The organism is Fructilactobacillus sp. X1R3C1, from assembly GCF_059901545.1.
Genome location: NZ_JBWXUT010000001.1, coordinates 225,232 through 240,054 on the forward strand (window position 1 = coordinate 225,232; position 14,823 = coordinate 240,054).

The following is a 14,823-nucleotide window of genomic DNA, read 5'->3' on the forward strand; positions in this document are numbered from 1 at the left end:
ATAAATTTTTCAGTGTTGCTTAGTTTGAATCTTAAAAGGAAGTCATTTCATAATAATACAAAACAAGAAACCTTAGAAACTCGAAACCATTCACACATCTATTTAAATATAACATAAATTCTACTGATGTCAATATGATAGACTTATATTAATCAATTAAAAGAAGATGAAGGCATGAAAACATTAATAATCGTTTCACACCCCAAGTTTCAGGACTCAATTACCCAGGAATTTCTAAGAACCAGTCAAGCTGATTTAGCCGATGTTACATGGCACTGTTTAGATGAAATATATGGAAGTGATCCAATTGACGTGCAAGCTGAGCGTGACCTCTTAAATAAGGCTGATCGGATCATTTTTCAGTTTCCACTTTATTGGTATAGTGCCCCCTCATCGCTTAAAGTTTGGGAGGATGAGGTCTTAAGTCGGGCCTACACGTATGCTAATGAAGATGGCCGTTTAAAGGGCAAGAAACTCGGAATCGTGACGAGTGTGGGCTACCCTAAATCATCGTTTGCGATGGGTGCTAGTCAATCCTTTAGTATTTCTCAAATTATGACACCATACGAAGCCCTTGCTAGACAAGCGGGTATGAAGTTTATGACACCACTTGTGATTTCGCAATTCGGGTACATGTCGGATGATGAGAAAAAAAAGTTGCTTGTTGACTACCAGATGTATTTGACGGCTAAGTATCCCTTTAACTTTAACGAACGTGAGACGTGGATGGCTTTTCAACTAAAGAAATTGGCAACTGGAAGTATGAAATCACATAAGCAGGATCTGGATTTAATTATTAAAGAAGTGGAAACCAGTCAAGATAATTTAAATGACTTAAAGGAACAAATTAACCTAATTCGGAATCAGGAGGAAGACTAATATGGATGATAACGAAGAATGGACGACTAATAAGATTAATGAATTAATTAAGACCCAGACGTCATTTATTAATCGTTCACTGTTATATGGATGTAAACAGTTAGTTAAAGAACAGGCCAAAAGAAATGAGCAGGCTGAAAATGAAATTGATGGGAGAAGTTGGAGTCCCGAAAAATGGTAAGGACTCTTTACGTTGATGGTATTGACAACAAAAGGGACCCGTCGTTAAAGACGAGCCCCTGTGGGTAGTGTTTGATTTAAAAGCTCCGGTTTGGGAGCTTTTTTATTTATAATACTAAATTCGTTCGCTTCGGTCTGAAATAATGTATTGGTTTATTAAGGCTGCCAGAACCGAACCGACAAGCGGTGCTGTTAGATAAAGCCATAGTGATTTTAATGCTAATCCACCAGCAAAAATAGCGGGGAACAATGATCGGACGGGATTCATTGAAGCGCCGGTTAACTTACCACCAACAATTACCAGAACAAAGATGGTAAAGCCGACGGCAATTGGTGACTGAATGGCATACATATTTGTTTTAGAATGGTTTAAGACTAGGATCACAATTAACAAAGTGGTGGTCAGTAGAACTTCGGTGAAGAAAGCAATTGGAGCGGAGATGTGGGGGAAGACCGTTCCACCTAAATAATTAGTGCTAACTTCCTTGTTCCAACTTTCACCAGTCTTGTTAAGCAGTGAGACGTAGGTTAAAACGACACAAATTTCACCTAAGAGACCGCCGACTAGTTGACTAATTACATAAATAATCGCCTCTTTTCCGGGCATTCTTTTAGTTAAATACATGGTAAGGGTTACGGCTGGATTTAGATGAGCTCCTGAAAGTGGTCCAGTGGCATAAACCAGAATGGATAAGGTGAGACCCCACCCAACCGACGGACCTAACTGGTCAGCGTACGGTCCGCTGAAAATGATGAGGCCTGTTCCTAAATAGATTAATAAGGCAGTCCCAACCAGTTCACCAAAGATTTTTAATTTCATTATTAGGTTCCTCTTTGAACTTCGGCCACGTCATTGATGATTTTAAGAAAGGTATCTGAAGATAATGAGGCTCTTCCAATCAGCAGTCCGTCGATATTTGGTAATGAAAAAATGGCTTTGGCATTTTCTGGGGTGACTGCTCCACCGTATTGAATCCTGATCTTTTCGGCAGTGTCATTTCCGAAAATAATCTTAAGGGAGGTGCGAATCACCCGTGCTGCATGTTCAATCTCCGCTAATGAGGCTGTTTTAGCAGCACCGATGGACCACGATGGTTCGTATGCGATGACTAAATGTTCAGCATCCTTTCTATTGATGCCAGCAAATGAAACGGCAATTTCGGTTAAGGGTGACATCTCCAGATCATCAGGATTATAGGTTGAGGTATCCTCCGAGATTGCCACTACCGGAGTGAGGTGATTGCGAAAGCTGCCCATGATTTTTAATCCAATTGTACCGTTCGTTTCTTTAAACATCTTGCGGCGTTCATAGTGACCAATGATAGAACCATTGATTCCAAGGTCTGATAATGCAACCGGGGATGTTTCTCCGGTGTACGGACCTTCGTCGGCCCAGTGCAAATTTTCGGCAAAAACTTCGATGGGCTCTTTTTGGGATTGAATGAACTGAACCATTTTATATAGGTAGACGTTTTGAGCCGCAATGCCAACTTGAACGAGGTTTTTATCAGGTAACTTACCTTCTAATGATTTTAAGAAGTCCTCAATATCTTTGCTGGTTTTGTTCATTTTCCAATTTGCTAAAATAAGTGGAATTCGATTACTCATTGAGACTAGCCTCCTTTAGTTTCTTTAATTGAGACTGATGGCGGATCTTAAAGTATTCCCTGGTCATGTTTTCTTTAGTTGCTCGATCCCAGCCTAATTGGCGGCTCATTTCATCGATGACCGGCCTCTCGATTTGATCGGTTTTCTCGGAATCAAATAGGAGGTAGTTCGTTCTTCTAAGTAAGAAGTCGATCGGACGACTGATCATTTCGTGATCGATTGAGTAGTGAAGAACACTTGTTTCTGCCAAGGTTAAACCTGGCGCAGTGACGCCACTGGCAACGTAGTTAGCGATTAAGGGAGTGTTTGATCCAAACAGGTTGGCAATCGCCATGGCTTCCTTGGTGCTTAAGCCGCGGTTGACTAAGGTGGCAGCATAACTTTTAATGTTGCCATTAACGTCGTTTGAATCGAAGTGGCCACCAGAGATTTGGTAATTTTTAGAGTCAATTAATGAAACAGGTTGATCAAATTTTTGTTCCAGTTCTTTTTTGACGAGTTTCATCGTGTCTTCGCCCATTAGCCGGTAATCAGTTAATTTACCGCCAGACACGTTGATGACACCGTCGACCAGTTTGATTTCAAATCCACGTGAAACACTTGAAGCACTTTGGTCGTTTGAAACTACCGAATGAACGTAATTGTTAACGTCGTTGTGGTCAATCTGTTGGTTAAAGTATTGATTGATTTTAGTGTCTAAGTGGTGCAGATCGTCGTCATTTAAGTTTTTGTGCGTGGTATTCCCGTTATAATCACCGGATTCAATCAAAGGACGAATGCCAGCCCAGCTTGCTTCTATATCGTTAGTCGTTAAGTTAGCGTTTGGGAAGTGTTGGTTAACGGCCTTTAAGAGATAGTCAACATCTTTTTGATTAACGGTTGGGTTGCTGTAATCACCATCGTAATCCGTGTCCGTCGTTCCAAAGTAAGTTTTTCCAAATCTTGGGATGATAAAAATCATCCGACCGTCGTCTAACCCAGAGTCTAAGTAAACGGGGAGGGGCACCTTAAGTTTGCTTTGATCAACTACTAAGTGAACTCCCTTGGTAGGTCTGATTTTTTGCTTATGATCGTAATCAAACATTTTAACAATGCCATCGTACCAAGGGCCTGCCGCATTGATGACGATTTTGGATTTAATTGGAAATTCGGTGTTATCTTCTCTATCAATCACGTTTACAATCTTTTGATTGTGATCGTTTTCGATGTTGACTGCTTTAACGTGACTAACTGCAACGGCACCATCACTGACTGCTTGTTTAATGTTTTCGATTGTGAGGCGCGCATCGTTATTTTTGTAATCAAGATAGACTCCCATCCCAACTAAATGATTGTGGCTTAGGTTGGGTAATTTTTTCTCTGCATCCGCTTTTGACAATGTTTGGTGTGCAAAGGGACTGTCTTTTGAAACGTTGGCTAAACGATCGTAAATGGCCATGGCGACTTCTGCGCTTAACGGGGTGAAAGTGTCATCCTTATTATCGTAAAGTGGCAGTAGCATTTTGGAAGGACGAGGGATGTGTGGAGCGATATGTTGCACAATGGCTCGTTCCTTGACGGTGTCGTTTACGACGTCGATATCAAAAGTCTTGAGGTATCGAATTCCACCATGAACGAGTTTGGTCGAACGACTACTGGTTCCTTCAGCAAAATCCTGCATATCAATTAAAGCGGTTTTGAGACCTGAAGCAGCGGCCTGAACGGCAATGCCTGCTCCAGTGATGCCACCGCCAATGATTGTGACGTCAAAGTCATTATTTTTAAGTTGATCAATATCTTGATTTCGGTTTTTATACGAAAAGTTATTCATTTTCATTCTCCTGAGGCTTAAATGATTCAGTTGCCTTAACTGCTTGTTTCCAGCCCGAATATAAGCTTTCTGCTTCATCTTTTTCCATGTTGGGATTGAAAATGGTTGGCTCAGGCTGAAGTTTTTTAAGTTCGTCAATACTCTTCCAGAATCCAATGGCTAGTCCCGCTAAATAGGCGGCACCACGTCCTGTCATTTCAATGTCTTTTGATCGCACGACTGAGGTCTCTAAAAGATCGGATTGAAATTGCATTAAATAGTTATTTAACGATGCTCCGCCATCAACATGGAGATTGGTGACTGGCATATTAGTATCATTTACCATGGCACCCACAACGTCCCGACTTTGATAGGCAATGGACTGTAACGTTGCCTTAACAAAGTCATTTTTGGTGGTTCCACGTGATAAACCGAAGACCGCACCACGCGCGTCTGGATTCCAGTACGGAGCACCTAATCCAGTGAATGCTGGGACGACATAAACCTCGTTGTGATTATTAGACTTGTTGGCTAGATTTTCGGTATCGGGAGCCGTTTTAACTAACTGCATGCGATCCCTTAGCCACTGGATGGCGGAACCAGCAATAAACACGGATCCCTCCAAAGCGTAGGTAATTTGACCACCAATTCCATAACCAATCGTGGTTAATAAGCCGTTGTGTGAGTATTTGGGCTTTTTTCCCGTATTCATCACAATAAAGGAACCGGTACCATAAGTGTTTTTAACGTCACCAGAATTAACCGCTAAATGACCGAATAGAGCGGCTTGTTGATCACCAGCGATTCCAGAGATGGGAACCGAAGCACCAAAAAAGTTTTCCGGCAGACTCTTACCAAAGACTCCCGATGAGTCCTTGACTTCTGGAAGCATGACTTTAGGAATATTGAGAATGTTCAGTAATTCAGGATCCCAGTCGAGATTTTCGATGTTATATAGCATGGTTCGAGAAACGTTCGAATAATCGGTCGCATGAACTTCACCGCCCGTTAGTTTCCAAAGTAACCAACTGTCGATCGTACCAAACAGAAGTTCACCATTTTCGGCTCGTTCCTGGGCACCAGAGACTTGATCCAAGATGTATCTGATTTTAGTGGCAGAAAAATACGCATCGATAATTAAGCCGGTTTTCTTTTGCACCATGCTTTTATACCCGGCATCAATCATTGTTTTGGCTATTGGGGCAGTTTGACGTGATTGCCACACAATGGCCTTAGAAATGGGCAATCCACTTTCTTTGTCCCAAATTACGGTGGTTTCTCGTTGATTAGTAATTCCGATACTAGCGATCTCATTCGGATTAATCCGGCCCTTGATAATGGCGGTTGCCATCACGGCTTGGGCGGTTAACCAAATTTCGTTAGCATCCTGTTCCACCCAACCGGGTTCCGGAAAATACATGGTTAATTCCTTTTGATCGCTAGATACCACGTTTGCGTTTTTATCGTAAATGATAGCGCGAACACTGGTGGTCCCTTCGTCAATTACTAAAATATATTTTTTCATTTTGTCTATCACTTCTTACTTTCACAAATAAACCATATTTCACATAATTATTAAATGTGCCATTTTCCTAGGATTAGCTTGATGGCAGCATTCATAAACTAAAGAAAACGTTTTCTTTAACGGTTAGTATACTACCAATATCAAATTTCACAATAAAAACATCCTGGATAATATCCGGCTTTGAGTAAGAAAATGAGTAATCACGTGGGTTAACGTTCGTTAAACTTTATTCATTTTATTATATGTAGTTGATGAATGAACTGATGGAATAAAAAAAGGATTCACATTTTTAGATAAATGTGAATCCAGATGGATTAATTATTTTGATAACGGGTATGAATTAGGCTTTGTTTTCTGATCCAAAGACTCTAATCCGGTCTAGGCACATGTTTTTAAGCGCGTTGGTTCCAGCCTTTAAGAAGATTCGGGGGTCATAATTTTTTCCTTCGAGGTCTTTATCAGAGTGGACGTAGTCACGCATTGCTTGGTGGAAAGCTAATTGTCCCTCAGTATTGACGTTGATCTTAGAGATTCCTAATTGAATAGCCTTTTTGATTTGGTCATCAGGAATTCCAGAGCCGCCATGGAGAACCAATGGGATTTGCTTTCCCGTATTATCATAAAGGGCTTGGTCGATCTTTTTTAGATGAGCAAAATTGAGACCCTTCCAGTCCTTTGGATACTTACCGTGAATATTACCAATACCAACTGCCAGCATGTCTACGCCAGTCTCGGCCATTTTGACGGCTGAATCAACTGGTGCAATTTCACCATCAGCAATTACTCCGTCCTCTTCACCACCAATGGTTCCGACTTCAGCTTCGACACTAACGTCTTCTGCGTGTGCTAACTTAATTAGGGTCTTGGTTTTTTCAAGGTTTTCGTCTAACGGGAGGGCAGACCCGTCAAACATGATTGAAGTGAACTTGATTCCGAGAGTTTTAATGGAGTCGTAGTAGTTTCCATGATCGAGATGGATTGAGACCGGCACGGTGATGTTTAGTGCATTGTGCATATCCACGATCAAATCATAGGCTAATCTAAAACTGCCCATGTAGTTGGCCGAACCAGAAGTAACCTGCATAATGACCGGTGACTTGGCTTCTTCACATGCTTCTAAGATGGCTTTCGCCCATTCTAGATTATTAACGTTGAATGCCGGAACGGCATAGTGTTCTTTTCGAGCTTTATCTAACATTTCAGTACTGTTTGTAATCATTTTATTTTCTCCCTTATTCCCAATTTTCTTTTTGAAACGTACTTACATTTCCGTGGACGACGTATTTTGGATTTTGATCATTAGCCTGATTGACGGCATCAATCAACTGGTTAGTTTGATTGCCATATTGGGCAATTTTAATCAAGAATGGAACTAGATCATCTTTCCAAGTCAATCGTTTATCAAATCCGTATTGGATCCACACACTGTTGGTTTTGGTGTCGTTCCAAGCACTGGCACCATGATACGGACGATCATCGATCAGAATTCCACCAACGTAGTGAACGAGACTCTTATTGTGAGTCATTGTGATTTTTTTGTAAAAGGGGCTTCCTTTTTCTTGACCAAAGTAGCGTTGAATCCACGCTACCTTATCCTGCCAAGCACTTGGATTGCTCCACGGAGCAGTAGTGAGGATGTACAAATCATAATATTTTTTTAATTGATTAACACTTTCAATCGCATTTTCGGTCGGATCAAGATCCTTAAAGATGCCGGGGATCCGATCAGGACGAGCTCCGGTTGGTAATGATTTCGCCCGTTGGTTTAGAACAGGGATGGTATTAACTAACACGTTATCCATGTCTAAAAATAATTTTATTGGTTTGTTTGCTTTCATGAAACATAAGATTCCTTTCCTTTTTGATCAATAAATTAATAATCAAAATTATTTAAGCTTGGATAATTAGAACATACCACATTATGATTAATTTGCCTCAAATGAAAATTGAGCTCAATCCAAAAAAAGACCCAAGCTCATCCCTTAAGTAATGAATTTGCGTCTTACAAATATTAATTCCTAAATTATCTTGCCCAATGATTGATTGGACCATATTTATGACCAACTTGGATCTCGTCTTCGATTGCGCCATCAACGTATTGTTTGGCAATCTTAATGGAATCGGAAACGGTGTGTCCTTTTGCCATTTCAGCGGTAATGCCAGCTGAAAGAGTATCACCAGTTCCGTTTTTACGGTCGGTGGTAAAATAAGGGCCGTCGATATTAAAATGTTTGCCGTCTTCAAGTAAAACGTAGTCAGAAACCTTGGTCTGACTGGGGTCATCATGGCGTCCTTTAACAATTATGTTACTAGCCCCCATGTCCTGCATGGCTTGAGCTGACTTTGCCATAAAGTTGGGATCGTCAACGTCTAAACCAGTCAACTTTTGCGCTTCAAAAAAGTTAGGCGTGAGGACGGTTGCCATGGGAACCAGTTGGTTTTTCATGGCGTCAAAAGCATCCGCTTCTAAAAGCATGGTACCAAATTTGGTGGTGATTACTGGATCAACCACGAGGGGACCAAAGTCATAGAGCTGATAATCTTTTACGACCGTATTAATGATGTTAGCGTCTGATAACATGCCAGTTTTAGCAGCCAAGATGTGAAAATCATCACCGAGGTCTTTAAATTCCTGGTCAATAAAACTAGTCGGCATGTTAACACTATCGTGAATCCCATATGAATTACCCGATACACATGCTGTGATAATCGATGCCCCGTAGACCCGACGGGCAAAGAAAGTGTTTAAATCAGCTTGGACGCCAGCACTACCGTCGCTATCGCTTCCAGCAATCGTTACTGCTTGTGGATAATCTTTAGCCATTTTTGTGTCTCCATTCTAGTTTGATTTGATTTTTACCTGTTCCATGTATTATAATACTAAGAGCTGATGTATTTAAGGAATTAGACTTAATTGGAAGGAGTTTTTCATCATGAGAATTTGTCATCCAAATGGTGTCCAAGGTCGTCGTCCGATCGACACTAAAAAACGTAAAGCAAAACAAAAAGAAGTAGCAGACTTACAAAAGTTTTTGAAACAAAAACCTACTAAATAATTGAACTAATTAACTTTTACTAGACGTCTGATTATTGATTTATTTTGATAATTAGTGGTCTATTTTTTTGTGCTTTTTTATTGATAACCACTGAGCAAGGTGTGATAATGATGGTGAAAATTATGGGAATGGGATGATAAAAATGGGAGTTGTAGGTTTCTAACCTAAAATGATTTTTGTAAATGAGTTCTTAATAAAGGAGACTGAAAATCATGACTGATGTAAAAATTCCCGACTATGACAAAAATAATATGCCTAAGACCACTAAAAGTGCGGTCTTAGAAAAAATGTTTGATATTGATATGAAGGACACTAAGTTAAAGAAAATGGGTCCAACCGATGTTTTGATTAAAGTTGTGGCAGTTGGAATCTGTGGTTCAGATGTTCACTACTATGACCAAGGACATATTGGTGATTTTGTGGTTAAAAAACCCTTAATCTTAGGACATGAAAGTTCTGGTGTGATTGTAGCAGTGGGTGATCAAGTAACCGACTTTAAACGTGATGATCGAGTCGCAATGGAACCGGGTGTTCCCTGTGGTCATTGTGAGGCTTGTCGAACGGGCCATTATAACCTCTGTCCTAACATGCAATTCATGGCAACCCCGCCAGTTGATGGTGATTTAACTCAATTCATCGTTTATCCACAAGACTTTGTTTATCACATTCCTGAAAACGTTTCTTATGAAGAGGCGACTCTAAATGAGCCACTATCAGTTGGCGTTCATGCTACTCAAAAATTAGGAGTTGACGTTGGTTCAACAATTCTCATTTCTGGCATGGGTCCCGTCGGATTGCTTGCGATCTTAGCCGCAAAGGCCCATGGTGCTGACACCATCATTGTCAGTGATACCGAGCAACTCCGACTTGATACCGCCAAGAAGCTGGGAGCTACTCATGCAATTAACATTAAAAATGCGGATGTTTTAGACGAAGTTAAGACCATCACAAATGGCAAGGGCGTTGATTACGCCATTGACGCTTCAGGATCAGTTCCAGGTGAACAAACTTCACTTCACGCGCTGAAGCGGGGTGGTAAAGCCGCCTACATTGGTGTCCCAACAACCGACCAAACGCCACTGGATGTTCCGTTCATGACTGATCATGAAACCACCATTATGGGGATCTTTAGATACTGTAACAACTATAAGACTGGATTAAAGATTTTAGCTAAAAACACTGATAAGGTTGATAATATATTAACTAACTTTTATCCACTAGATGAAACGAAAGCGGCTCTTGAAAAATCAAGAACGGATAAATCGAACTCTTTGAAGGTTATCATTTACCCAAACGAACAGCTGCGAAAATAGATTAAACTTGAGTTCTGCGTTTCTTTAGCGCAGAACTTTTTTTATTTAAAATAATTTGATAAAACAGTAGACAGTTAATTAATAACTGTGTATACTTGTGAACAACAAATTAAGTAATTCATTATTGCTGTGTAGTTCAGTTGGTAGAAACGCTTCACTGTTAATGAAGATGTCGCTGGTTCGAGCCCAGCCACAGCAGCTACAAAAAAGCACCACTCATTTGATTGAGCGGTGCTTTTTTGTGAAATTAGTTAATCAAAAACCCAAATTCAACTCGGGACTTTTGATATTAATGCTTTTTACCCTTTTTAGCTTTTTTTGGTTTACTTTTTTTAGGTTTTGGCATTTGTCTAAGCTGGTCTTTCATGCCTTCAATTTCTTTTGCATGCTCTTGTTTCCATTCTTTGAATGAAGATCCTGAATCAGAATCGGCTGGTTTAAGGCCGGTATCTAACCAGAATAATGCTTCTGATAGACTAGGGAAATTGTGCAACCAAAGCGTCTGACCATTCTCTGAATCGAAAGCAACGTATGAGCGGGAGCGCCGCTTTAAGAAAGTATGCTTTCTAATCTTAAACGCTTCCCTTTTTCTAGTTAAGAAGTAATCTGGTAGAATGTACTTACCGGGAGTCATTAACTTGGGAAAACGTTCATTTTTTTGAGCATGACGGTCCTTGAGCATTGCTAACGCTTGATCAACTGTAATTAATTTTGCAGCTATGTCAGCCATTGTATGAATCCCCTCCTGTATGTTATTTTCGCATAAATATTACAAAATGCAAAACGATATGATTAAATGTAATAATTAATTAAGATTTTAATTCAAATGGAGCTAAAATGGCAAAGAATAAGAAGTATTACGCGGTAAAGCAGGGGAGACACCCTGGAATTTATCCAACGTGGGAACTCACTAAAAAGCAAGTTGATGGATTTTCGGGAGCTGAGTATAAAAGTTTTGCAACTAAAAGAGAAGCTGGTGCGTACTTATATGGGGTTCAATTTGAAAACCATCCGGTGGAAAGTAAAGTAGGTAAACGACCAACCATCATTGTATTTACCGATGGTGGTTCCAGAAATCACGGTAATGTTGCTGGTGATCACGTCAAATCAAACGATAAGGCGGCGTGGGCATACCTAATTGATGCTCCGACCGGTCAGCACGTTGATTCAGGCGGTGAGTATGGGGTGACTAATAATAGAATGGAGATTATGGCACTCGTGAAAGCTTTGAAATGGTTGTTTGATCATCAGCTTAACGACCAGAGTGTTGGGGTTGTCAGCGATTCAAGATACGTTTTAAACGCCATTACTAAACACTGGATTGACGGGTGGAAAAAGCGCGGATGGAAACGTAGTGGCGGAGAACTTAAAAATAAGGAACTCTGGCAACAATTGGATGATTTATTGAAACAGTTTCCTAACATCCAATTTGGTTGGACGAAGGGTCACGCCACAAATAAAGGAAACGTCTTCGTGGACGAGAAATTGAATCAGACTATGGACAAAATGTAAATTTTCCTAATAATAAGGTTAAGACCTAAAAGGAGTGATTCAATGACGAGTGAAAGAGAAAAAATGACTAAGGGCGAATCTTATAATCAATTTGATAAAGAACTGATTAGTCGAAGGATCCTTTGTCGAAAGCAGTTGCAGGAGGCTAATAATACCCCTAATAATGAGAGGCGGAACCAACTGATTCAATCATTGTTAAAAAAGAGCGGACCAAGATTCTTTGTTGAGACTGGGATGGAGTTTGATTATGGCTTTAATATTTACATCGGGGACAACTTTTACGCTAACTACGGATTAACGCTGCTTGATACGGCTCCAATCACATTTGGTAAAAATTGTTACATAGGTCCTAATTGTGGACTTTATACAAACGTCCATCCTTTGAATGCTAAGGAACGGGTTGCAGATGTTGAAATGGCGGCCCCAATTACAATTGGTGATAATGCCTGGTTTGGTGGTCATGTCACCATTGTTCCCGGCGTGACCCTTGGAAACAATGTGGTGGTTGGTGCTGGAGCTGTTGTTACCAAATCGTTTGGAGACGATGTGGTTTTAGTCGGAAATCCAGCTCAAGTATTAAAAAAGATTGACAATAATTAGTGAATTTTACTTATTATCTTAGTTGTGTATAATGATAGTGAAAGATAAGTAATTATCATTTGTGTGACCTTTACAACGCTATGCAAGTGGCTCTATGAGCACCATACATAGCGTTTTTTGTTGTGAAAAAAGCGTTTGGAGGGATTTCTTTATTTTTAAAAAATTTAATATTGATAAATTCGTCTTTATTCCAACCTTATTAATTTTTGGAATTGGTTCAATCATTCTGATTATTGGTGGTTCCAAGTTGCAAGGAGTACTAGCGGTAGCCCTAAATTGGATCACTAATCAAATGGGATGGGCCTATATGGTGGTTTACATAATTAACTTCTTATTTTTTATGTGGTTAATCTTTTCAAAGTATGGTGCTATCCGCTTGGGTGAGCCCCACTCCAAACCAGAGTATAGTGATTTGCAGTGGGGCAGCATGGTCTTTGCGACCGCAATTGATGCCAGCATTTTAATGTTGAGTATGGTAGATCCGCTTCGATACTTGCAGCATCCTCCCTTTGGGGCTAAACCATTTTCACAGAGTGCTTATAATTATGCGCACATGTTTGGTCAGTTTAACTGGGGACCAATGGCATGGATGATGTTTGCTCCGGCCACGATTGCCATTGCTTATATTCTATTTGTTAAACACGGCAAGGTACAACGCCTTAGCTCTGCCATTGATTTTATTCAAGGTGAGGCTAGGTGGAAGTATTACACCAGACAGCTAGTTGATTTTCTGGTTGTCTTTGGAATTATGGGTGGTGTTGGATCATCGGTTGGAATGGAAATTCCCATTATTTCTAATGTTTTAAGTCGTTTATTAGGGATTCCAGATAATTTGGAACTTAAAACTGCGCTCTTTGCGGTGCTATTTGTGATCTTTGCCTGGACCGTTTATAAGGGATTAAATGGTGGAATTGATCGTTTGAGTGATGCCCATATTTGGACAGCCATTATTTTCTTAGCCTTTGTCCTGTTAGTTGGTCCAACTATTTATATCTTAAGTTCAGAGACCAACAGTTTGGGACTCTTGGCTGATAAGTTTGTTTCCATGTCGACTAATACCATTCCCAATGGAACTGCGGACGTTGCCAAACTGGAAACGATTTTCTACTGGGGCTGGTGGCTGTCATACATGCCGGTCATGGGACTCTTTATTGCTCGTATTTCTAAGGGACGAACCATTCGTTCAACTTTGATTGGAATGCTTGGTTACGGTTCAGTAGGATGTTTAAGTTTTTATGCAATTCTTGGTGGCTATTCGTTATGGTTACAAAGGACCGGACAGATTAACTTGGTTCATATTTTGAATACGCAGGGGCAGGCTGCTGTCATTACTGCTGTATTATCCAGTTTGCCCTTTAAGGTAATTGTTTTTGTCGTTTACTGTATTTCGTGTTTTATCTTTCTGGCGACGACCATCTCGTCCTCAGCTTTCATTGTTTCCTCATTTACAAGTTTAAGGTTAAAGGAGGGACAGGAACCAACCCAGTTTAACCGAATGACATGGGTTGTTGTCTTTGTCTTATTCTCGTTTGGACTAGTAGTTGTCGGAGGATTTAGCACCATCCAGACATTCTGTGCGATTGCTGGATTTCCATTAATGTTTGTATGTATCATGATATTGATATCGATTTACCACATGGTTAAAAATGATGAAGGAATCGTGCTTAAAAATAAAGCAATGGACAATCTAAGAATTAAACAAAAAAAGGAAAAGATGCGTCGTATTCATGCTAAAAAAATGGTAAAAAGTATTGAAGACGCTCAAAATGGTGCTGGTGAAGCGTCGCTACCTGATCCTAATAAAGAATAATGAGTTAATAATAATCAGTGGGTTGCTACTGATTATTTTTTTATTAAAAATCATAAAATTAATGATATGATGTTATTGAAAGGGGATGGAGACAATGGAAAAATTTAAACCATTGACATTTGAAAGAATTTTATTGACAGTTGATCCCGACGATAGTAAGTCAACGCAACGGGCTTTTCGTTACGCAGTTACTATTGCCATTAAGTTTCATGCGGCACTTGGAATTTGCTCGGTGTTAGAAAATAATGATATTAATATTTATGATTCTTTAACACCAAGTAAAATCGAAGCAAAACGGGATCACTTACGAGAAGTGGTTGGTAATTACACCGATCGAGCAAGTGACGCTGGCGTGGAAGACGTAACTCCCATTATTTCAGTTGGTGGGAACATTGACGATGAAATCTTGGATGCTATTGCTCCCAAGTTTAAGGCAGATCTCTTAATTTGTGGAGCTGATGCGACCGGTGAACACGGTAATCGTAGTATTAGTGTTAAACTGGTTAAGCAGTCTAAAATTTCAACGATTATCATTCGTTAGTCTAAAGTTT

The 14,823-nt window shown here is 40.0% G+C and carries 16 protein-coding genes and 1 tRNA gene; 9 read left to right on the top strand and 8 right to left on the bottom strand.

Going from position 1 to position 14,823, the window contains the following annotated elements; genetic code table 11:
• Positions 1-174 precede the first annotated feature (174 nt).
• Complete coding sequence (locus AC6UD8_RS01150; protein WP_500699164.1) at positions 175-879, top strand: NAD(P)H-dependent oxidoreductase; 705 nt, start codon at positions 175-177, stop codon at positions 877-879.
• A 1-nt stretch (position 880) separates the two neighbouring features.
• Positions 881-1,060, top strand: coding sequence for a hypothetical protein (locus tag AC6UD8_RS01155; protein ID WP_500696474.1), 180 nt, complete (start codon positions 881-883; stop codon positions 1,058-1,060).
• A 114-nt stretch (positions 1,061-1,174) separates the two neighbouring features.
• Here the strand turns inward: AC6UD8_RS01155 and AC6UD8_RS01160 are convergent, their stop codons facing one another.
• The 7 genes from AC6UD8_RS01160 to thiD all read right to left on the bottom strand — a co-directional run bounded on the left by AC6UD8_RS01160 (position 1,175) and on the right by thiD (position 8,805).
• Complete coding sequence (locus tag AC6UD8_RS01160) at positions 1,175-1,879, bottom strand: MIP/aquaporin family protein (RefSeq protein WP_500699166.1); 705 nt, start codon at positions 1,877-1,879, stop codon at positions 1,175-1,177.
• A 2-nt stretch (positions 1,880-1,881) separates the two neighbouring features.
• A complete protein-coding gene (gene tpiA, locus AC6UD8_RS01165; protein WP_500699168.1) occupies positions 1,882-2,667 on the bottom strand; it encodes a triose-phosphate isomerase in 786 nt (261 codons plus the stop codon).
• On the bottom strand, positions 2,660-4,477 hold the full coding sequence (locus AC6UD8_RS01170; RefSeq protein ID WP_500699170.1) for an FAD-dependent oxidoreductase: 1,818 nt from the start codon (positions 4,475-4,477) through the stop codon (positions 2,660-2,662). Before AC6UD8_RS01170 ends, tpiA begins: the two co-directional genes overlap by 8 nt.
• The gene (gene glpK, locus AC6UD8_RS01175) at positions 4,470-5,981 is read right to left on the bottom strand and encodes a glycerol kinase GlpK (protein WP_500693448.1); all 1,512 of its coding nucleotides are present in this window, start codon (positions 5,979-5,981) and stop codon (positions 4,470-4,472) included. Before glpK ends, AC6UD8_RS01170 begins: the two co-directional genes overlap by 8 nt.
• 340 nt (positions 5,982-6,321) lie before the next feature.
• Entirely contained in the window at positions 6,322-7,200 is an 879-nt protein-coding gene (gene fba / locus AC6UD8_RS01180) for a class II fructose-1,6-bisphosphate aldolase (protein ID WP_500699173.1), read from the bottom strand.
• Between the two features lie 13 nt (positions 7,201-7,213).
• Positions 7,214-7,783 (bottom strand): 5' nucleotidase, NT5C type, encoded by a 570-nt coding sequence (locus tag AC6UD8_RS01185; protein ID WP_500723554.1) that lies wholly within the window; start codon positions 7,781-7,783, stop codon positions 7,214-7,216.
• Positions 7,784-8,004: 221 nt separating this feature from the next.
• Positions 8,005-8,805 carry a bifunctional hydroxymethylpyrimidine kinase/phosphomethylpyrimidine kinase gene (thiD, locus tag AC6UD8_RS01190; protein ID WP_500699177.1) on the bottom strand — a complete coding sequence of 267 codons (801 nt, stop codon included), beginning with the start codon at positions 8,803-8,805 and terminating at the stop codon, positions 8,005-8,007.
• A gap of 109 nt (positions 8,806-8,914) precedes the next feature.
• On the opposite strand from thiD, the gene AC6UD8_RS01195 reads away from it, so the two are divergent.
• From AC6UD8_RS01195 to AC6UD8_RS01205, 3 genes are all read left to right on the top strand, one after another.
• The gene (locus AC6UD8_RS01195; RefSeq protein WP_500699179.1) at positions 8,915-9,037 is read left to right on the top strand and encodes a hypothetical protein; all 123 of its coding nucleotides are present in this window, start codon (positions 8,915-8,917) and stop codon (positions 9,035-9,037) included.
• Between the two features lie 212 nt (positions 9,038-9,249).
• Positions 9,250-10,350 (top strand): NAD(P)-dependent alcohol dehydrogenase, encoded by a 1,101-nt coding sequence (locus AC6UD8_RS01200; RefSeq protein ID WP_500699181.1) that lies wholly within the window; start codon positions 9,250-9,252, stop codon positions 10,348-10,350.
• 125 nt (positions 10,351-10,475) lie between these two features.
• Positions 10,476-10,549 (top strand) — tRNA-Asn (locus AC6UD8_RS01205).
• Between the two features lie 90 nt (positions 10,550-10,639).
• Here AC6UD8_RS01205 and AC6UD8_RS01210 read toward each other — a convergent pair.
• A complete protein-coding gene (locus AC6UD8_RS01210; protein WP_500693453.1) occupies positions 10,640-11,080 on the bottom strand; it encodes a hypothetical protein in 441 nt (146 codons plus the stop codon).
• A gap of 107 nt (positions 11,081-11,187) precedes the next feature.
• Here AC6UD8_RS01210 and AC6UD8_RS01215 point away from each other — a divergent pair, with 107 nt between their 5' ends.
• The 4 genes from AC6UD8_RS01215 (at position 11,188) to AC6UD8_RS01230 (ending at position 14,813) form a co-directional block, all read left to right on the top strand.
• The gene (locus AC6UD8_RS01215; RefSeq protein ID WP_500699183.1) at positions 11,188-11,862 is read left to right on the top strand and encodes a ribonuclease H family protein; all 675 of its coding nucleotides are present in this window, start codon (positions 11,188-11,190) and stop codon (positions 11,860-11,862) included.
• 42 nt (positions 11,863-11,904) lie between these two features.
• The gene (locus tag AC6UD8_RS01220; protein WP_500696482.1) at positions 11,905-12,462 is read left to right on the top strand and encodes a sugar O-acetyltransferase; all 558 of its coding nucleotides are present in this window, start codon (positions 11,905-11,907) and stop codon (positions 12,460-12,462) included.
• 94 nt (positions 12,463-12,556) lie between these two features.
• Positions 12,557-14,272 (top strand): BCCT family transporter, encoded by a 1,716-nt coding sequence (locus AC6UD8_RS01225; protein ID WP_500699185.1) that lies wholly within the window; start codon positions 12,557-12,559, stop codon positions 14,270-14,272.
• Positions 14,273-14,366: 94 nt separating this feature from the next.
• The gene (locus AC6UD8_RS01230; protein WP_500693457.1) at positions 14,367-14,813 is read left to right on the top strand and encodes a universal stress protein; all 447 of its coding nucleotides are present in this window, start codon (positions 14,367-14,369) and stop codon (positions 14,811-14,813) included.
• Positions 14,814-14,823: the final 10 nt, after the last annotated feature.

Excerpts from the sequence above, each read along its gene's own strand:
- thiD (WP_500699177.1), bottom strand. The coding sequence starts at position 8,805 with ATGGCTAAAGATTATCCACAAGCAGTAACGATTGCTGGAAGCGATAGC.
- AC6UD8_RS01210 (WP_500693453.1), bottom strand. The coding sequence starts at position 11,080 with ATGGCTGACATAGCTGCAAAATTAATTACAGTTGATCAAGCGTTAGCA.
- AC6UD8_RS01215 (WP_500699183.1), top strand. The coding sequence starts at position 11,188 with ATGGCAAAGAATAAGAAGTATTACGCGGTAAAGCAGGGGAGACACCCT.
- AC6UD8_RS01150 (WP_500699164.1), top strand. The coding sequence starts at position 175 with ATGAAAACATTAATAATCGTTTCACACCCCAAGTTTCAGGACTCAATT.
- tpiA (WP_500699168.1), bottom strand. The coding sequence starts at position 2,667 with ATGAGTAATCGAATTCCACTTATTTTAGCAAATTGGAAAATGAACAAA.
- AC6UD8_RS01170 (WP_500699170.1), bottom strand. The coding sequence starts at position 4,477 with ATGAATAACTTTTCGTATAAAAACCGAAATCAAGATATTGATCAACTT.
- AC6UD8_RS01195 (WP_500699179.1), top strand. The coding sequence starts at position 8,915 with ATGAGAATTTGTCATCCAAATGGTGTCCAAGGTCGTCGTCCGATCGAC.
- fba (WP_500699173.1), bottom strand. The coding sequence starts at position 7,200 with ATGATTACAAACAGTACTGAAATGTTAGATAAAGCTCGAAAAGAACAC.
- AC6UD8_RS01220 (WP_500696482.1), top strand. The coding sequence starts at position 11,905 with ATGACGAGTGAAAGAGAAAAAATGACTAAGGGCGAATCTTATAATCAA.
- AC6UD8_RS01230 (WP_500693457.1), top strand. The coding sequence starts at position 14,367 with ATGGAAAAATTTAAACCATTGACATTTGAAAGAATTTTATTGACAGTT.
- AC6UD8_RS01200 (WP_500699181.1), top strand. The coding sequence starts at position 9,250 with ATGACTGATGTAAAAATTCCCGACTATGACAAAAATAATATGCCTAAG.
- glpK (WP_500693448.1), bottom strand. The coding sequence starts at position 5,981 with ATGAAAAAATATATTTTAGTAATTGACGAAGGGACCACCAGTGTTCGC.
- AC6UD8_RS01225 (WP_500699185.1), top strand. The coding sequence starts at position 12,557 with ATGAGCACCATACATAGCGTTTTTTGTTGTGAAAAAAGCGTTTGGAGG.
- AC6UD8_RS01155 (WP_500696474.1), top strand. The coding sequence starts at position 881 with ATGGATGATAACGAAGAATGGACGACTAATAAGATTAATGAATTAATT.
- AC6UD8_RS01160 (WP_500699166.1), bottom strand. The coding sequence starts at position 1,879 with ATGAAATTAAAAATCTTTGGTGAACTGGTTGGGACTGCCTTATTAATC.
- AC6UD8_RS01185 (WP_500723554.1), bottom strand. The coding sequence starts at position 7,783 with ATGGATAACGTGTTAGTTAATACCATCCCTGTTCTAAACCAACGGGCG.